Below are 18,323 nucleotides of genomic sequence, written 5' to 3'. Positions count from 1 at the left end.
CCAATGCCGTTAAAGCTCTGGCCGCTGCTGCGTCTGATGCCTGTCCTGACCGGTTGCGCCTTCATCGCGCTGGGGGCGGCTCCTTCCAATGCACAAACTTATGGATACCCGCAGCAGCGCTCCCCCTATGGTGCGCCGCCGTCTCCGGGGCGTCGCGATCTGCGCGCTTATCCGCCGGGCTATTATCCCGGCAAGCTGGTGCAGCCGGCACCGCAGCAAGGCTTCAGCCTGCGGCGGTTCTTCGGCATTCCTGATGAACCGCCTCCCCAGCCGCTTGTCGTCCGGCCGGCGCGACCCAAACCTGCGCCGACGACGGTCGTTCATCAGGAAAAGGTCAAGCCCAACGCGGCAACGCATATCGTCGTTTTCGGTGATGCTCTTGCCGCCTTCGCGAGCCAGGGTATCGATGCCGTCTACGCCGAATCCGAGGATGTCGCCGTGATCCGCAAGACGCGGAACGAAAGCGGCCTCGCGCGGGCGGCTGCCGATGAGTGGCCGAAGTTCATCCGTGAGACGCTGGATGGCGGGCAGAAGATCACGCTCGCGGTGGTGATGATTGGCGTCAATGACCACGCGCCGATCAAGGACGGCAACGAGACTTATGAGCCGCTCTCGGATCGCTGGCGCGACATTTACCGTCAGCGCGCCGACGGGATCGTGCGCGCCTTCAAGGAGCGCGGCATTCCCTTCATCTGGATCGGCCTGCCGCCCATGCGAAGCGACAAGCTCTCCGAGGATCTCATGGCCATGAACGAGATCTTCCGCGAAGCCACAGAGCGTCTCGGCGGTGACTACGTCGACATCTGGCAAGGCTTCGTCGATGAGGACAACCGCTTCACCATGGCGGGCCCGGACGTTGACGGCCAACCCGCGAAGCTGCGCACCAATGACGGCGTGTTGTTCACGAATGCGGGTGCGCGCAAGCTTGCGCATTTCGCGGATATGGAGATCAAGAACCTCCTTGAGCAGCACGCCGCGACGGGAATGGCGGCAAGGCCGGATGACGGGATGCAAGGACCGATTGTCCCGACCCCGGAGACGGCGGATATTCCCGCCCTTCCATCAAAGCCCCTGATCGGGCCCGTGCTTCCGCTGACCCGGCCGGATCTCGCTCAAGGTGGAACGCTCGTCTCCTCCCCACCACGCCTGCAAGGCGAGCGCGCCTCTCCGATCCAGCGCTCATTGCGCGAAGGTGCGCCGTCCAGCCCGCCGCCGGGGCGGTTGGACGATTTCCGCTGGCCGCCTTCGTAGGGCTCGCAAAAAAAGAAAAGCCCGCCCAGGATGATGTCCGAGGCGGGCTGCAATTGTTGCAAGTTGCTGAATGTCAGCGCGGCAGGAGGCTCGATCCCGTCAGGGATTCATCGATGGCGCGCGCGGCCTGCCGGCCTTCGCGGATCGCCCACACGACGAGGGATTGGCCGCGCCGCATGTCGCCTGCCACGAACACCTTGTCGCTCGAGGTGCGATAGTCCGCATCGTTCGCCACCACGTTGCCGCGACGGTCGAGAGCGACGCCGGATTCGTCGAGCAACCCTTCCTTCACCGAACCGCCAAAGCCGATGGCGATGAAAACGAGGTCGGCCTTGAGGATGAATTCCGATCCGGGAATAGGCTGGCGCCTCTCATCCACGCGCGCGCACTTCACGCCGATGGCGCGGCCGTTCTTGCCCTCGACGCCGAGCGTCGCCGCCTGGAACTCACGCTCAGCGCCTTCCGCCTGGCTGGATGAGGTGCGCATCTTCGTCGGCCAGTAGGGCCACACGGTGAGCTTGTCCTCACGCTCGGGCGGACGCTGGCGAATGTCGAGCTGCGTCACCGACAAAGCGCCCTGGCGGAACGCGGTGCCGACGCAGTCGGAGGCCGTGTCGCCGCCGCCGATGACAACGACATGCTTGCCGTTCGCGAGGATCGGCTCGCCCGTCACACCCTCCGCGCCGACGCGCTGGTTGGATTGAGTGAGATAGGGCATGGCGTAATGCACGCCCGCGAGATCCTGCCCCGGCAGGTTCGGATTGCGCGGATCTTCTGCGCCACCCGCGAAGAGCACCGCATCGAACTCGTTGTGCAGCGAAGCGAAGGAGCGGGTGACGCCGATATTGACGCCGCAATGGAACGTCACGCCTTCCGCCTCCATCTGCTTCACGCGGCGGTCGATGTGGTATTTCTCCATCTTGAAATCGGGAATGCCGTAGCGCAGCAGACCGCCGGGCTTCGCCTGACGCTCGAACACATGCACATCGTGACCGGCGCGCGCGAGCTGCTGCGCGGCGGCAAGGCCTGCGGGGCCCGAGCCGACGATCGCCACGCGCTTGCCGGTGGAGACTTCCGCCGGCTCCGGCTTGATCCAGCCCATCTCCCACGCCTTGTCGGCGATGGCCTGCTCGATGGTCTTGATGGTGACCGGCTGATTCTCGAGGTTCAGCGTGCAGGCTTCCTCGCACGGCGCGGGGCAGACGCGGCCAGTGAATTCCGGGAAGTTGTTGGTAGAATGCAGATTGCGTGTCGCATCCTCCCAATCACCCTGGAAAACGAGATCGTTCCAATCGGGAATCTGGTTGTGAACGGGGCAACCCGTTGGCCCGTGGCAGAAGGGAACGCCGCAATCCATGCAGCGCCCCGCCTGCTTCTTCAGATCGCTGTCGTCGAGTGGCAGCGTGAATTCGCGGAAATGGCGAATGCGGTCGCCGGCGAGCTGATACTTCTGCTCTTGCCGGTCGTATTCGAGAAAGCCTGTGACCTTGCCCATTTTCTTTGCCCCTCTCGTTCTTATTCCGCAGCCTGCAAGGTGCGCAGACGATCCATTTCCTGAAGCGCGCGGCGGTATTCCACCGGCATCACCTTCACGAACTTCGTGCGGTAGGTCGGCCAGTTGTCGAGGATCTCCTTGGCGCGGGCCGAGCCGGTATAGGTGTGGTGGTTGGAGATCAGCTGCATCAGGCGCTCTTCGTCGGAGCCCGACATGTTGGCCATGATGTCGATGCGCCCCTTGGTCTCCAGATCGCCGCCGTGATGGTGGAGGCGCTGCATCAGGTCCTCCTCTTCCTCGACGGGTTCGAGATCGACCATCGAGAGATTGCAGCGCTTGGCGAAGGTGCCGTCCTCATCGAGCACATAAGCGATGCCGCCCGACATGCCCGCCGCGAAGTTGCGACCGGTTTGGCCGAGCACGACGACGAGGCCGCCGGTCATGTATTCGCAGCCGTGATCGCCCGTGCCTTCCACCACCGCGATAGCGCCGGAATTGCGCACGGCGAAGCGCTCGCCTGCGATGCCGTGGAAATAGGCTTCGCCTGCAATCGCGCCATACATCACCGTATTGCCGACGATGATGGAGCGCTCAGGCTTTGCTTGCGACGCACGGGAGGGTGAGATGATCAGCTTGCCGCCGGAAAGACCCTTGCCGACATAGTCGTTTGCCTCGCCTTCGAGGATGAGGGTGACGCCCGCCGCGAGCCATCCGCCGAAGCTCTGTCCGGCGGTGCCCTTCAGGTTCACGGTGATCGTGTCGTCCGGCAGGCCCTCATGGCCATAGCGCTTGGCCACTTCGCCGGAGAGCATCGCACCCACCGTGCGATCCGCGCTGCGCACGCTGGCCTCGATGGTGACGGGCTCCCCCTTCTCGATAGCTTGACTTGCCTTCGCGATCAGATCGCGGTCGAGCACATCCGCGATGGGGTGCACCTGGCGCTCCTGATGGCGGATGGAAACGCCTTCGCCGGCTTGCGGTTTGTGGAAGATCTTCGCGAAGTCGAGACCTTTCGCCTTCCAGTGGTCGATGGCGGTGTTCTTGTCGAGGAGGTCGGACTGGCCGATCATTTCGTCGATGGTGCGGAAGCCCATCTCCGCCATCAGCTCGCGCACCTCTTCGGCGACGAAGAAGAAGTAGTTGATGACGTGTTCGGGCAGGCCCTTGAAGCGCTTGCGCAACACCGGGTCTTGCGTCGCGACGCCGACCGGGCAGGTGTTGAGATGGCACTTGCGCATCATGATGCAGCCCGCCGCGATGAGCGGCGCGGTCGAGAAACCATACTCGTCCGCGCCGAGAAGCGCCGCGATGATCACGTCGCGTCCGGTGCGCAGGCCACCATCCGCCTGAATGGCGACACGCCCGCGCAGGCGGTTGAGCACGAGAGTCTGCTGCGTTTCGGCAAGGCCGATTTCCCACGGCGAACCGGCGTGCTTGAGCGAGGTGAGGGGGGACGCGCCCGTGCCGCCCTCGAAACCGGAGATCGTGATGTGATCGGCGCGCGCCTTCGCGACGCCCGCCGCGACCGTACCGACGCCGACTTCGGAGACGAGCTTCACCGACACGTCCGCCGAAGGGTTCACGTTCTTCAGATCGAAGATGAGCTGCGCGAGGTCCTCGATGGAATAGATATCGTGGTGCGGCGGCGGCGAGATGAGGCCGACGCCCGGCGTGGAGTGACGCACGCGCGCGATCTTCGCATCCACCTTGTGGCCGGGAAGCTGGCCGCCTTCGCCGGGCTTCGCGCCCTGCGCCACCTTGATCTGCATCATGTCGGCATTGACGAGATATTCCGTCGTCACGCCGAAACGGCCGGAGGCCACCTGCTTGATGGCTGAACGCTTGGAGCGTCCGTCGGCAAGAGGCTTGAAGCGCTCCGGCTCCTCACCGCCCTCGCCGGTGTTCGACTTGCCGCCGATGGAGTTCATGGCAATCGCCAGCGTCTCGTGCGCCTCGCGCGAGATCGAGCCGAAGGACATCGCGCCGGTGGAGAAACGCTTCACGATCTCCTTGGCGGATTCGACCTCGTCCAGCGGAACGGCCGTGCGGCCGTTCTCTCCCGCGAGCTTGATGCGGAACATGCCGCGCATCGTCTTGAGGTTCTTGTCCTGCTCGTTCACCAGCTTCGCGAATTCGCGATAACGCTCCTGCGAATCGAGGCGCACCGCGTGTTGCAGGGTCGCGACGGTGTCGGGCGTCCAGGCATGTTCCTCGCCGCGCAGGCGATAGGCGTATTCGCCGCCGACATCGAGGGCGTTGCGGTAGACCGGCGCATCGCCGAAGGCGTCGCGGTGGCGGTGCACGTTTTCTTCCGCCACCTCGTCCATGCCGATGCCTTCGATGGTGGTCGCCGTGCCGAAGAAATCGCGATTCACGAAATCCGAACGCAGGCCGACCGCATCGAAAATCTGCGCGCCGCAATAGGATTGGTAGGTCGAGATGCCCATCTTGGACATCACCTTGAGAAGGCCCTTATCGATGGCCTTGATGTAGCGATAGACGATCTCGTCCTCGTCCACTTCCGGCGGCAACTCGTCCTTCATGGCAAGAAGCGTCTCGAAGGCGAGATAAGGATTGATCGCCTCCGCGCCGTAGCCTGCAAGGCACGCGAAGTGATGGATCTCGCGCGGCTCGCCGGATTCGACGACGAGGCCGACGGAGGTGCGCAGGCCCTTGCGGATCAGGTAGTTGTGAACCGCAGCGGTGGCGAGCAGCGCCGGGATCGGGATGCGGTCCGGCCCCACCATGCGATCGGAGAGAATGATGATGTTGTAGCCGCCATGGACAGCCGCTTCCGCTCGGTCGCAGAGCCGGTCGAGCGCGCCGTCGAGCGCCGCTGCGCCAAGCTCCGACGGATAGGTGATGTCGAGCGTTTTGGTGTCGAAACGATCTTCGAAGTGCCCGATGCAGCGGATCTTCTCCAGATCCTCGTTGGTGAGAATCGGCTGACGCACTTCAAGGCGTTTGCGGCGCGAGGTGCCCTCAAGATCGAGAATGTTCGGACGCGGGCCGATGAACGACACGAGGCTCATCACGAGCTCTTCGCGGATCGGATCAATCGGCGGGTTCGTCACCTGCGCGAAGTTCTGCTTGAAATAGGTATAGAGCAGCTTCGCCTTGCTCGAGAGCGCGGAGATCGGCGTGTCCGATCCCATCGAGCCGACAGCCTCCTGCCCGGTCACGGCCATCGGCTGCATCAGGAGCTTCAGATCTTCCTGCGTGTAGCCGAAGGCCTGCTGACGGTCGAGAAGCGAGACGTCCGTGCGCGACTCGCGCGCCTGCACGGGCTTCAAATCTTCCAGAACGATCTGCGTGCGCTTCAGCCAGTCCTGATAGGGATGCGCCTGCGAGAGCTGCTGCTTGATCTCGTCGTCGGAGACGATGCGGCCCTCTTCCAGATCGATGAGCAGCATCTTGCCCGGCTGCAGGCGCCACTTCTCGACGATCTTCTCTTCCGGAATCGGCAGAACGCCCATCTCGGACGCGAGCACCACGAGTCCGTCGTCGGTTACGAGGTAGCGCGCGGGGCGAAGGCCGTTGCGGTCGAGCGTCGCGCCGATCTGCTTACCGTCGGTGAAGCACACGGCGGCAGGACCGTCCCACGGCTCCATGAGGGCGGCGTGATATTCGTAGAATGCGCGACGATCCTCATCCATGAGCGGATTGCCGGCCCAGGCCTCGGGGATCAGCATCATCATGGCGTGGGTCAGCGAATAGCCGCCGCGCACCAAGAACTCGAGGGCGTTGTCGAAACACGCGGTGTCGGACTGGCCCTCATAGGAGATCGGCCAGAGCTTCGAGATGTCGTTGCCGAAGAGTTCCGAGTCGACGGAGGCCTGACGCGCCGCCATCCAGTTCACGTTGCCGCGCAGCGTGTTGATCTCGCCGTTATGCGCAACCATGCGATACGGGTGCGCGAGCTGCCAGGTCGGGAATGTGTTGGTGGCAAAGCGCTGGTGCACGAGGGCGATGGCGCTCTCGAAGCGCTGGTCCTGCAGGTCGAGGTAATAGCCACCAAGCTGGCCCACCAGCACCATGCCCTTGTAGACGATGGTGCGCGAGGACAGCGACACGGGGTAATAGCCCGCCGTGCGCGGGTCCTTCATGTCGTAGACGGCGTTGGAGATGACCTTGCGGGCGAGGAACAGGCGACGCTCGAACGTCTCCTGATCGTCCATGCCCGAAGTTTTTCCGAGACCTTTGCCTTTGCCGACGAAGATCTGCCGGTGCAGGGGCTCGGTCGCCTTCACACTCTCGCCGAGGTCGCTGGAATCGACCGGCACGTCGCGCCAACCGAGAACCTGCAGGCCTTCATCCGCGATGGCTTTGGTGACGATTTCCTCGACGAGCTTGAGGCCTTCCGCATCTCGCGGCATGAACAGGTGGCCGACGCCGTATCCGCCTTCCTCCGGCAGCCAGATGCCGAGCTTGGCGCATTCGGCGGAAAAGAACTTGTGCGGGATCTGAACGAGAATGCCGCAGCCGTCGCCCATCTTGGGGTCCGCGCCGACCGCGCCGCGATGGTCGAGGTTCTTGAGGATCTGGAGGCCCTGCTGGACGATCGCATGCGACTTGCCGTTCTTCATATCGGCGATGAAGCCGACGCCGCAGGAATCCTTCTCGTTCGCCGGGTTGTAGAGGCCCTGAGCGAGGGGCAGGGCAGGATCGCGAACGGCGAGGCCCGTTTTCGTCGTGCCGGCGGTCCGGCTCAAAACGGTAGATCCCAGCTTCTTCTTCGCCTCGTTGCTCATTTGCAATCCTCGCGTCCGGTCGAACGTCATCGTGGTTCTGTGAGGCGGTTTTCAGGCCTCCGGAAGGTAAGGATTGTCCGGATGCCCACCGCTTCTGGCGTTTCTTGGAGGCTTGGGTCCGTTGTCGAGAGCCCGCACCTCGCGGGCATCTCTCTGGCTGATTTTAGCCGAAGATCGCCCGTTCCGCCCACGTTTTGCGGGCGGATTTCGTCGTATCTCGTTTCGTTCGCAGCTGGCGAAGCATCAAGACGACCTCAGGGCTGAAAAGCACGCCGGTTGGCGCGCCCGATGGGACAGCATGACTGTCCTAACCGGGCCGAAAATTGCCAGAGTTCTTGGCACCGCACAAGAGCATTCTAGAAAAATTTTAGACAAAAATTTCAAGTCCGCCCGGCGGTGCGTAATAAACTCACCTTTAGTCGCATAAAGGCGCAAGCCTGAGCCGAAGGGTCAATGATCTTGACGTGTTGTTCCTTGGGTATTCCCCTTGGCGCATGGTCCGCCGAACTGATAACGGTTCCGGCGAGAACGTCAGGCAGATTTCCAAGAGACGGGCAGGAGACGGGCATGAATTTCGCGAGCGACAATATCGTGGGGGCGAGCGCCCCTGTTCTGGAGGCCCTGGCCAGGGCCAATGGCGGGGCAATGGCCGCCTATGGCGGGGACGAGATCACGAAAAGGGTCAAGGCCCGGTTCTCCGAAATCTTCGAACGTGACGTTTCTGTTTTCTTCGTCACGACGGGCACGGCGGCCAACGCGCTGGCGCTTGCCTCCGCCGTGCCGCCGTGGGGATTGTGCGTCTGCCACCGTGAATCGCACATCATCGATGACGAATGCGGCGCGCCGGAATTCTTCATGCACGGCGCGAAGCTTGCCGGTCTGCCGGGCGTTGCGGCCAAGCTCGATGCGCAGGCGGTCGCGGCCTATCTGCAAGGGCTCCCAAAAGCCGTGAAGCAGATGCCGCCGAAGGCGCTTTCGATCTCGCAGGCGACTGAGTGCGGCACCCTCTACCGGCTGGATGAAATCGCCGCCCTCGGCCGTGTCTGCCGCGAGCACGGCCTCTCGTTCCACATGGACGGCGCGCGCTTCACCAATGCCCTCGTCAGCCTCGGCTGCACGCCCGCCGAGATGACCTGGAAACAGGGCGTCGACATCCTCTCCTTCGGGGCGACCAAGAACGGCTGCCTGATGGCCGAGGCCATCGTGGTGTTCGATTCTGCCCTGGCGGAAGGGCTGGATTACCGCTGCAAGCGGGCGGGTCAGATCGTCTCGAAGGGCCGCCTGATCGCGGCGCAGTTCGAGGGGTATTTCGCGGGCGACCATTGGTACGCCAATGCCCGCCACGCAAACGGTCTTGCCCAGCGTCTCGCGGCGGGCCTTGCCGCCCTGCCGGGCATTCGCCTCGCGTGGCCGACGGAAGCGAACGAGGTTTTCCCGATTCTACCGAAGGCCGTCGATCAGGCCCTGCGGGCCGCCGGTGTTCTGTATCACCCCTGGACGGATCTGAGCTTGCCGGCCACCGAGCGCGTCGGCGCGGACGAGACGCTTGTGCGCTTCGTCGTGTCCTTCGCCACGGAGGAGGCGCAGGTGGACAAGGTTCTCGACATTGCGAAATCCGCCCTGGGGCGGCAGGCCGCAGAGTAAGGTTGCCATACCCGCGCCGCATTCGTTGCCGATTGAAGCGGCGAGACCTCATCGACGGGCGGAGCTTCCCTCCAGGCTCCGTCAGGACCAGGGCCTTGCAACCAAGAATAAAAAAAGCGCCCCGGGTTTTTCCGGGGCGCTTTTTCTTTTCACGCTGAGATAGCGGGGGTTACGCGGCCTTTTTGGCCTCGATGGTCTGCGCGCCCGAGGTCGAGATCGGGATCAGCTTGGGCTTCTTCGTTTCCGGGATCTCACGCACGAGGTCGATGTGCAGGAGGCCGTTCTCGAGGGCGGCGCTGGTGACGAGAACGCCATCGGCAAGCTGGAATCGGCGTTCGAAGGCGCGCGACGCAATGCCCTGATGGAGCAGGTCGGACTTGCGCTCTTCGGCGGGCTGTTTCTCGCCGCGAATGGAGAGGCTGTTCTCCTTCACCTCAATGGCAAGATCCTTGTCCGTGAAGCCGGCGACCGCGATCGAGATGCGATAGGCGTTCTCGCCGGTGCGCTCGATGTTGTAGGGCGGGTAGCTGGACGCAGGCTCGACGCCGCCGAGCTGGTCGAGCATCGAGAAGAGACGGTCGAAACCGACCGTGTTGCGGTAAAGGGGGGAAAGATCGAACTGACGCATGGCATATCCTCCTTGAGCGACATGCAGTTGATGAAGATCCGCCTCACGAGGCCGGATCGGGATCGCACCGCCCGTTTGGGCCGGTACGAAATTTACGTGGGTGCGGCATTTATGCCTTTCAAGACCCTGCTGACCTGCCCACATTCATAGAACATGCTCCAGGAGGCCGACGGCGTGCAGTTCTACCCGACCCCCGACAATCCCATTCCTGGCGAACCGGTTCTGAGACGCGTGGAGACACACGACGGGCTCGCCCTTCGCGTCGCCTGCTGGTCCCCATCGGGGCCGAACCGGAAAGGGACGGTCTGCATCCTTCAAGGGCGCGCCGAGTTCATCGAGAAATATTTCGAGGTCGTCGGAGAGCTGCTCGAACGCGGTTTCTCGGTGGTCGCCTTCGACTGGCGGGGGCAGGGCCATTCGGCTCGGCAGGTGGGCAATGCCCGCAAGGGCTATGTCCGCCATTTCGACGATTACCGGCTCGATCTCGAAGCCATTCGCGAGCATGTGCTCGCCGAGATGCCCGGGCCGCACTTCGCCCTCGCTCATTCGATGGGCGGGGCCATCGCGCTGAACGGCACATACGAGGGCTGGTTCCCGTTCCAGCGGCTCGTGGCTCTGGCCCCGATGGTGGGGCTGAGCATCATCAAGCACCCGCGCTCCGTGCAATCGCTCGCGGGTTTCTTAAGGGCGCTCGGCCTCGGCAAGGCCTTCGTACCCGGAGGCGGCGAGACGTCGATCTCGACCATGCCCTTCAAGGGCAATCGCCTCACCACCGACCCCATCCGCTATGCCCGCAACGCGCACGCCGCCGTGGAGGTGGGCGATGGCGCCATCGGCTCGCCCACGGTGGCCTGGCTCGATTCCGCCTTTCGCTTCATGCAGCGTTTTGCCGATCCGCGTTTTGCCCTGAAGATCCACCTTCCGGTTCTCGTCGTTGCAGCGGGGGAGGATCCTGTCTGCGCCACGCCCGCCATCGAGCGTTTCGCGGCGCGGCTGAAGGCCGGCCACGCCATCGTCCTCCCAGGCGCGCGGCATGAGATCATGATGGAGAGCGATGCGATCCGCGCCCAGTTCTGGGCCGCCTTCGACGCCTTCATCCCCGGCTCGTCGGATGCGTTCGATGCGCACCCCGAGCCGGTGCGGCCCTCAGCGGCTGAGCAGCTCCACCGCCGCCGCATGGATGCGGCGGTCGCCGGCGGCGACTATCCGGCCACCATTCGCCGCTGAGCCGCCATCCCACGCCGTCACGATACCGCCCGCGCCCTCGATGATCGGGATCAGGGCGACGATGTCGTAGGGCTTGAGGCCGGATTCGACGACGAGATCGATATGACCGGCCGCCAGCATGCAATAGGCGTAGCAGTCGCAGCCGTAGCGCGCGAGCTTGGCGACGCTTTCCACGCGGTCGTAAGCCCGCAATTCCTCGCCGGCGAAAAGCTTCGGGCTCGTCGTGGAAATCACGGCGTCCTTCAGCGAGCCGCAGCGGCGGGTCATCAGTTTGCGCTCGCCGCCGGGGCCGCGATAGGTCGCGCTGCCGCAATCGCCGAAGAAACGCTCGCCCGTGAAGGGCTGGTGCATCATGCCGAAAGCAGGCCGGCCGTTGCGGTTCAGTCCGATCAACGTGCCCCAGGTGGGCAGCCCCGCGATAAAGGCGCGGGTGCCGTCGATGGGGTCGAGCACCCAGACATATTCCGCGTCCGGCTGCTCCGTTCCGAATTCCTCGCCGACGATGCCGTGCGTCGGGAAAGAGCGGCGGATGAGCTGGCGCATGGTGGCCTCGCTCGCCCGGTCCGCCTCGGTCACCGGATCGAAGGCGCCGCCGCGCGACTTATCCTCCGTCGCGATGGCTGTCCGGAAGAAGGGGAGGATCGCCTGCCCCGACGATGTCGCGAGGTCGTTGACGAAATGCGTGAAGTCGATGAGCGCCATGCGCCGGAGATCCTCTGCCTAGACCTTGATCGTTTCAAATTGAAACGATCAAGGTCTTATTCTTATCGAGATCGCATGATCTAAGGCGAACAATCGGTTTCCACTTGTTCTGATCATGCTCTAGCCCCCAAGGGCCACATTCGGGATCTGCTTTTATCAAGCGCGCGGACCGCGGCAAGAGCACCTTTGGCGCAGGCGTGGCCATTGAGGGTCTTCCCCTTGAAAGGGCGTCCCGGCGGGCCTCTCGTGCGGCGCTTAAGGGCGATTTCGGCATTTCCATGCGGTGGGTGCATGGCTCATAGACCCGAGAAGTGTTGCAGATTGTGCAATGCGGTGTATATTGTGCAGTGCGATATGCGATTGGCGTCGCTTGTCGTAGCCCTTCTTGGGCGTTTCCTCCCTAAACTTTTGGGCCGCTGGCAACAGCGGCCTTTTTTCTTGTCCGGGCTCTTATTCCGCAGCAATCCGGCGGGGCGACCAATCGTCGTCGATCGCCCGGATGATGGCCGTGAAGGCCTCCGCGATATCCGTGGCGAGAATGCCGAAATCGGGCCGCCGCTCCAGCGTCTTCTCATCCATGTAGAGCGCCCGGTTGATCTCGATCTGCAGGGCGTGCCGCTCGAGGGCGGGCTCCCCGTAATGCTCGGTGATGAAGCCGCCCGCATAAGGCTTGTTGCGGACCACCGTGTAGCCGAGTTCGCGAAACACCGTCTCGACGATATCCGTCAGCGCCCCGGCGCAGCTCGTTCCGTAGCGGTCGCCGAGAATGATATCGGCCTTCGCCTCGTCACGGCCGTTGAAAGTGGACGGCATGGAATGGCCGTCGATCAGGATGGCGTGGCCGAAGGTTTTCGCCGTGCGGTGGATGAGGTGCCGCAGGGTGCGGTGATAGGGCTTGTAGAGCCAGTCGATCCGCTGGAGCGCCTCTTCGACCGCAAAACGGGCGCGGTAGATCTCCTGACCGTCGGCGACGAGGCGCGGAATGGTGCCGAGCCCGCCCGCGACACGCATGGAGCGCGTGTTGGCGTAAGGCGGCAGGCGCCCGTCGAACATGCGCGAGTCGAGTTCGTAAGGCTCGCGGTTGAGATCGAGAAAGGCTCGGGGGAATCTGGCGGCCATGAGCGGCGCGCCCCGCTCGACCACTCCGCCGAACAGCTCGTCGACGAAAGCATCCTCCGAGCGGCGCAAGGTCAGGGGATCGAGATGCGAGGCGGCGAGGAACGATTCGGGATAGACGGCTCCCGCATGAGGCACGTTGAAGACGAAAGGGGTCGTCTGCTGCGCGGGCTCGATGACGATGAAGGGGGGCTCGAATTCCTCGTCGAAAGTGGGCCGCATCGGGTTCGGGACTGCCTCGGGAAGAATGAACTGGCTTAATTTTCTTAGTGTGACGGCGCCTCCGAGTTCTGTCCATGCACAAATCTTGATGGGTCGGGCCCGGTTTTCACCGCTTGTTTACCGGCCTTCCCTCATGAACGGGGGCAAGACTTCGCGGCTATTGGGGCGAAAGATGAAGATCATTCTGGCCGAAGACGATAACGACATGCGGCGCTTCCTGGTGAAGGCGCTGGAAAATGCAGGCTACGACGTGGCCTCGTACGACAACGGCCTTTCGGCCTACGACCGGCTGCGGGAAGAGCCCTTCGAGCTTCTTCTCACCGATATCGTCATGCCGGAGATGGATGGAATCGAGCTGGCCCGCCGGGCCACCGAGCTCGATCCGGAGATCAAGGTGATGTTCATCACGGGCTTTGCCGCCGTTGCCCTGAACCCGGATTCCCAGGCCCCGCGGGACGCCAAGGTGCTCTCGAAGCCCTTCCACCTGCGCGATCTGGTGAACGAAGTCGATAAACTGATGGCGGCGTAAGGGTTTGGAGAACCTTATCGCAGCCTGGTCCCACTTTTTCCCGATCAGGCTCAAAAAGGTTCGCCGACACGGCTTGCGTCCCTGACAGCTTGCCGGTATATCGCCCTCCACACACGAAGCGGGGCTCGCAAGAACCGCCGCTTCTGGGGCGCGTAGCTCAGCGGGAGAGCACTACGTTGACATCGTAGGGGTCGCTGGTTCGATCCCAGCCGCGCCCACCATTCTTTTAATCCGGCCTTCCCGAGAGGCCGCAGGAGATCCGGATATGAAGATCCGTAACTCGTTGAAGTCCATCCGCGGACGTCACCGCGACAACCAGCTCGTTCGTCGCAAGGGCCGGGTGTACATCATCAACAAGACGCAGAAGCGCTACAAGGCTCGTCAGGGCTAAGCTCTTCTCAGGTGCGGCGACGCCGCGCCAAATCGGAATTGACGCCGCATGCCGGAATCCTACATGGTTCCGGCATGCGGCTTTTTGCGTTCCTCCTTGCCGGCTTCATCGGCCTGACCGCCATCCCGGTTCAGGCACAGGAGAGCACGCCTCCAAAATCTCCGCAGGAAACACCCCGCCCGCAGCAGGCCCGCCGCCCCATCACGCTGGACAGCCTGTTCGATCGCCTGGCCAAGGCGCAGGATGAGGACGAGGCGAAAGGCATCGCCGCGCAGATCGAAAAGCGTTGGGAGCGTTCCGGCTCCGATACCGCCGACCTTCTCCTGAGCCGCGCGAACGAGGCTGTCGAGGCGAAGGATTATCCGCTGGCCGTCGAATTGCTCGACCGGGTCATCACGCTCCAGCCCAACTGGGCTGAGGCGTGGAACCAGCGCGCGACGGTGTTCTACCTGTTGGACGATCCGGTGAGCGCGATGGCCGATTTACGTCAGACGCTGAAGCTCGAGCCGCGCCAGTTCAACGCCTGGGCGGGACTCGGCCATATCTACATGGCGTCCGACGACAAGGCCCGCGCACTGAACGCCTACCGCCGGGCGCTGGCGATCAACCCGCAATTTCCGATACTCAAGAAAATCGTCGACCACCTCGCTCCGGAGATCGACGGGCTCGATCTTTAGAGCGCGATTGGCCGCCAAACTCTCGTGGAACGTGTCATGACGCGTTCAAGGCGTGAAGCGGCTTGCTCAGGATCACGCTGCGATAGACCTTCCCGTCCCACTGGGCGTGCTCGATGAAGCGATAGCCGCATCGGCCATACCAGGACACCAGATGGTGCGCCTCTTCCGCCGTATCGAGCGCGATCTCGTCTGCGCCGGCAAGAGCCGCTTCGGCTTCCGCGCGTTGGAGCAACAAAGCCCCGACGCCTGTTCCCTGGCATGAGGGCTCGACACCGAACTGTCCGATCTTGGCGATGTTCGGCCTGTCATACCACGGGCAGCCGCCCTTCGTGCCGGATGGGTAGTACATGATGGTGCCGACGATGGTGCTGTCCATCTCGGCGACGAAACACAGCCCGTCCGCAATGCGGGCGAGCGTAACATCGGCGCTCTGGTCAACAGCGGTATAGTTGAAGCCCATCGCCGCGAGCCCCGCATAGGCGCGGTGCAGAAGGCTGGTCAGATCGTCGATGCTGTCGGTTGCAGCAAGACGCCGGATCACCGGTTCTCTTTTAAGAGATGGGACGGGTTGAGCGGAATAAGACATGGGCAAACCTTTGAGAGACCGTGCGTCTCTCAAAGGTCAAGCTAACGCCATGTGACGATCTTTCAAAGCCCTTCAGGCGCGGCGCGCCCATCGCGCTCAAGCCTGCGCCGCATGTTCCTGCGTGATGAAGGCGACGCGCACCATGTTGGTGGCGCCGGGCGTTCCGAACGGCACGCCCGCAACGATGATGATGCGGTCGTTGACGTCGGAGAGCCCTTCGCGGACCGCGAACTTGCAGGCGCGGGCGGTCATGTCGTCGATGTCGCTCGCGTCCTTCGTGCGGATGGCGTGAACACCCCAGACCAGCGCGAGGCGGCGGGCCGTGTTGATGTTCGGCGTCAGCGCCAGCACCGTCGAGTTCGGACGCTCGCGAGCGAGACGGAACGCGGTGGAGCCCGACGAAGTCCAGGCGGCGATGGATTTCAGGTGCAGCGTGTCGGCGATCTGGTGCGCGCCAGCGGCGATAGCGTCCGAACCCGTGGCTTCGGGCTCGATCCGCTGGGCCTGCATGATCGACCAATAGGCCTGATCCTGCTCCACTTCCTCGGCAATCCGGTTCATGGTCGCCACGGCTTCCACCGGATACTGGCCGGAGGCGCTTTCCGCCGAGAGCATCACCGCGTCCGCGCCGTCATAGACGGCGGTCGCGACGTCGGAGACTTCCGCGCGGGTCGGAACCGGGGCCGTGATCATGGATTCGAGCATCTGGGTCGCCACCACGACGGGCTTGCCGAGCTTGCGCGCCGTGCGGACGATCCGCTTCTGGATGCCGGGAACCTTCTCGAGGGGCATTTCCACGCCAAGGTCGCCACGGGCGACCATGACCGCGTCGGAAATCTCGACGATCTCGTCGAGGCGGGCGATGGCCTGCGGCTTTTCGAGTTTGGACATGACGAGCGCCTTGCCGCGCGCCACCTTCTTCACCTCGGCGACGTCTTCCGGACGCTGCACGAAGGAGAGGGCGATCCAGTCCACGCCTGCGGCGAGGGCGGCTTCGAGGTCCGAGCGGTCCTTCTCCGTCATGGCGGCGACGGGGATCGTCGTATCGGGCAGGCTCACGCCCTTGCGATTCGAAATCTTGCCGGCGACCTCGACTTCCGTGGTCGCCGAGCCCTGTTTCACTGATTTCACGCGCAGGCGAAGCTTGCCATCGTCGATCAGCACCGTGTGGCCGGGCTCCAGCGAGGACAGGATTTCAGGGTGCGGCAGGTGAACCCGCTTTTCGTTGCCCGGGGTCTTGTCCGCATCGAGAATGAAGGTCTGGCCCGGCACCAGCATGGCGCTGTCGTTCTCGAAGGTGCCGACGCGCAGCTTCGGCCCCTGAAGGTCGGCCAGAATCGCGATGGGGCGCTTGCACTTGGCTTCGACGCTGCGGATCATCTCCACGCGCTCGGGCAGCTTTTCGCGCGCCAGATGGCTCATGTTGAGGCGGAAGACGTCCGCTCCAGCGCGGCAGAGCTTCTCGATCATCTCCGGATTTTCGGAGGCCGGACCAAGTGTTGCGAGGATTTTCGTGCGTCGTGCGCGGCGCATATTTTATTGCCCCCCTGGGCGGTTCGTGTCTGTGAGCTGGATCGTCCAGCTTTGTTGTTCGCCTGTATCGACCTCGAAGAAGCCGCTGCGGTCGAAGCCGCGGGCGAGGCAATCCTCGGTCCCGCGAATGGTGAATTCACGCTCTCGCGTGCACATGAAGGACCGTCCGCTCCAATCGCCGCCACGGTCGTAGTCGAGGGCGTAGATGTAATAGAAGCGTCCGGCGAGTTGCCCCTTGAGCAGGGTTTCGCAGGCGCGCGAATTCAGGTTCCACCACCCTTCGGTGATCCAGCCCTGATTGTCGCGATAGCCCAGCGCCACCCCGACGCGGCTCGGCGTCATGTTGCACAGGCGCAAATCGGCCCGGGCCGGAGCGGCGGCAACGAGCAGGCCGACGCCCGCAAGCGCCGCAAGCCATAGGCTTCGCCGCCGGTTTCGAGCGAAAATGGTTTCAGGGCCAGTCATGGATGTTGGTGCGATCCGTCAAAAAGAACGGCCAATCTTCAAATCACTGTGTCGAATCGTTGTCGGTCAGAACAGGCGAGGCATCAAGGCCTCAACTCTCTAGGATACGCAGAATACAAATTTATCACAGGGAAATCCCTGTGGAAGATTAGCCGGCTATTGCCTTGGGCTTCGGCCGCGCCGCCCAGATACCGACGAAAATCAGCGCGCCGCCAAGGATTTGCGGCAGGGTAAGGGCCTCACCCAGCACCACCCAGCCAAAGGCTGCGGCGGCCACCGCCTCGAGAAAAATGACCAGGGACGAAAACACCGATGGCAGGCGGCCGAGAGCCACCGCTAGAAGCCCGATGCCGCCGGCCTGGCTGATGAAGGCGAGGGCTGTGAGCGCCGCAATGCCTTGCAGGGTCTGAGGGACGATGCGGTTTTCGAAGAGCAGCGCGATGATGAGGAGGCACGCCGAGGTCACGAGGCCAGCCTCGAACGTCACCCGCGCCGCACCCGCCGTCTTGCGGGCGCGCTCGACGGTCAGGAAGTAGAGCCCGAAGAAAAAGGCGGTGGCGATACCATAGAGATCCCCACGGATACGCGCCGGATCGACATTGATGCTCTGGCCGATCAGGGCAACTCCCCCGAGAAGGCAGCAAGCAAGGCCGATGATCGTCCCCCGCGAGATCCGCTGCTTGAGGACGAGCCAGACGATCAGGATCACGAAGAGCGGCGCCGTCGTCGCAAAAAAGGTCGCATTGGCGACGGTGGTGGCGAGAATGGACAGGTGCCAGAAAAACAGGTCCCCCGTGAAGGCGAGGCCAGCAAGGATCGAGGCCTTGCTGAAGGTGACGCGCGGCGTTCCGGGGCTCGCCTTCGTCTCCTCGATCCGCATCCAGATCCAGAGGACAGGCAGGGCAAGCGCCACGCGCCAGAAGGCGCTGGCAAAGGGCCCCACATCGGCCGAAGCAAAGCGCACGAAAATCGGAGACGCTCCCATAGCGACGGCTCCGGCGCACAGGGCCATGAAGGCGCTGGCGAATCCGGAATTCTGGCTGGCGGCTTGGGGTGTCGAGGTCATGGCCGTTCGGGATTGGTGTGCGCAAGGCGCGCGTTGCCAA

At 63.5% G+C, this 18,323-nt stretch carries 15 protein-coding genes and 1 tRNA gene; 7 read left to right on the top strand and 9 right to left on the bottom strand.

The window, feature by feature from the left end; translation table 11 throughout:
• The first annotated feature begins 3 nt into the window (after window positions 1-3).
• Complete coding sequence (locus DQW91_RS15650; RefSeq protein WP_112664587.1) at window positions 4-1,251, top strand: SGNH/GDSL hydrolase family protein; 1,248 nt, start codon at window positions 4-6, stop codon at window positions 1,249-1,251.
• A 73-nt stretch (window positions 1,252-1,324) separates the two neighbouring features.
• On the opposite strand, the gene DQW91_RS15645 is transcribed toward DQW91_RS15650, so the two are convergent.
• Window positions 1,325-2,746, bottom strand: a complete 1,422-nt coding sequence (locus tag DQW91_RS15645) for a glutamate synthase subunit beta (protein ID WP_112664586.1) — start codon at window positions 2,744-2,746, stop codon at window positions 1,325-1,327.
• Window positions 2,747-2,766: 20 nt separating this feature from the next.
• On the bottom strand, window positions 2,767-7,497 hold the full coding sequence (gene gltB / locus DQW91_RS15640; protein WP_245411069.1) for a glutamate synthase large subunit: 4,731 nt from the start codon (window positions 7,495-7,497) through the stop codon (window positions 2,767-2,769).
• A 567-nt stretch (window positions 7,498-8,064) separates the two neighbouring features.
• Between gltB and DQW91_RS15635 the strand changes: the two genes are divergently transcribed.
• Window positions 8,065-9,141, top strand: a complete 1,077-nt coding sequence (locus tag DQW91_RS15635; RefSeq protein ID WP_112664585.1) for a threonine aldolase family protein — start codon at window positions 8,065-8,067, stop codon at window positions 9,139-9,141.
• Window positions 9,142-9,310: 169 nt separating this feature from the next.
• On the opposite strand, the gene DQW91_RS15630 is transcribed toward DQW91_RS15635, so the two are convergent.
• Complete coding sequence (locus DQW91_RS15630; protein WP_112664584.1) at window positions 9,311-9,769, bottom strand: Hsp20 family protein; 459 nt, start codon at window positions 9,767-9,769, stop codon at window positions 9,311-9,313.
• A gap of 153 nt (window positions 9,770-9,922) precedes the next feature.
• On the opposite strand from DQW91_RS15630, the gene DQW91_RS15625 reads away from it, so the two are divergent.
• Window positions 9,923-10,996 (top strand): alpha/beta fold hydrolase, encoded by a 1,074-nt coding sequence (locus DQW91_RS15625; RefSeq protein ID WP_112664583.1) that lies wholly within the window; start codon window positions 9,923-9,925, stop codon window positions 10,994-10,996.
• Here DQW91_RS15625 and hisN read toward each other — a convergent pair.
• Window positions 10,916-11,698 carry a histidinol-phosphatase gene (gene hisN / locus DQW91_RS15620; RefSeq protein WP_112664582.1) on the bottom strand — a complete coding sequence of 261 codons (783 nt, stop codon included), beginning with the start codon at window positions 11,696-11,698 and terminating at the stop codon, window positions 10,916-10,918. The genes DQW91_RS15625 and hisN overlap by 81 nt on opposite strands.
• 450 nt (window positions 11,699-12,148) lie before the next feature.
• Window positions 12,149-13,036: an N-formylglutamate amidohydrolase gene (locus tag DQW91_RS15615; protein ID WP_112664581.1), complete on the bottom strand. Its 888-nt coding sequence runs from the start codon at window positions 13,034-13,036 to the stop codon at window positions 12,149-12,151.
• Between the two features lie 172 nt (window positions 13,037-13,208).
• On the opposite strand from DQW91_RS15615, the gene cpdR reads away from it, so the two are divergent.
• The 4 genes from cpdR (at window position 13,209) to DQW91_RS15595 (ending at window position 14,633) form a co-directional block, all read left to right on the top strand.
• On the top strand, window positions 13,209-13,565 hold the full coding sequence (gene cpdR / locus DQW91_RS15610) for a cell cycle two-component system response regulator CpdR (RefSeq protein ID WP_112664580.1): 357 nt from the start codon (window positions 13,209-13,211) through the stop codon (window positions 13,563-13,565).
• Window positions 13,566-13,711: 146 nt separating this feature from the next.
• A tRNA-Val gene (locus tag DQW91_RS15605) sits at window positions 13,712-13,786 on the top strand.
• A gap of 44 nt (window positions 13,787-13,830) precedes the next feature.
• Window positions 13,831-13,956 carry a type B 50S ribosomal protein L36 gene (ykgO, locus tag DQW91_RS15600; protein ID WP_009763379.1) on the top strand — a complete coding sequence of 42 codons (126 nt, stop codon included), beginning with the start codon at window positions 13,831-13,833 and terminating at the stop codon, window positions 13,954-13,956.
• Between the two features lie 74 nt (window positions 13,957-14,030).
• Window positions 14,031-14,633 carry a tetratricopeptide repeat protein gene (locus DQW91_RS15595; protein ID WP_112664579.1) on the top strand — a complete coding sequence of 201 codons (603 nt, stop codon included), beginning with the start codon at window positions 14,031-14,033 and terminating at the stop codon, window positions 14,631-14,633.
• 34 nt (window positions 14,634-14,667) lie between these two features.
• Here DQW91_RS15595 and DQW91_RS15590 read toward each other — a convergent pair whose 3' ends face one another.
• The 4 genes from DQW91_RS15590 to DQW91_RS15575 form a co-directional block, all read right to left on the bottom strand.
• Entirely contained in the window at window positions 14,668-15,174 is a 507-nt protein-coding gene (locus DQW91_RS15590; RefSeq protein WP_245411068.1) for a GNAT family N-acetyltransferase, read from the bottom strand.
• Window positions 15,175-15,315: 141 nt separating this feature from the next.
• Window positions 15,316-16,752, bottom strand: a complete 1,437-nt coding sequence (gene pyk / locus DQW91_RS15585) for a pyruvate kinase (RefSeq protein ID WP_112664577.1) — start codon at window positions 16,750-16,752, stop codon at window positions 15,316-15,318.
• A 3-nt stretch (window positions 16,753-16,755) separates the two neighbouring features.
• A complete protein-coding gene (locus DQW91_RS15580) occupies window positions 16,756-17,217 on the bottom strand; it encodes a DUF1036 domain-containing protein (RefSeq protein WP_112664576.1) in 462 nt (153 codons plus the stop codon).
• Window positions 17,218-17,365: 148 nt separating this feature from the next.
• Window positions 17,366-18,283 carry a DMT family transporter gene (locus DQW91_RS15575; RefSeq protein ID WP_112664575.1) on the bottom strand — a complete coding sequence of 306 codons (918 nt, stop codon included), beginning with the start codon at window positions 18,281-18,283 and terminating at the stop codon, window positions 17,366-17,368.
• Window positions 18,284-18,323: the final 40 nt, after the last annotated feature.

Source organism: Microvirga flavescens, assembly GCF_003290125.1.
Taxonomy (GTDB): Bacteria; Pseudomonadota; Alphaproteobacteria; order Rhizobiales; family Beijerinckiaceae; genus Microvirga; species Microvirga flavescens.
The sequence above is the reverse complement of the archived record's forward strand: the minus strand, read 5'-3'. Positions and strand labels throughout refer to the sequence as shown.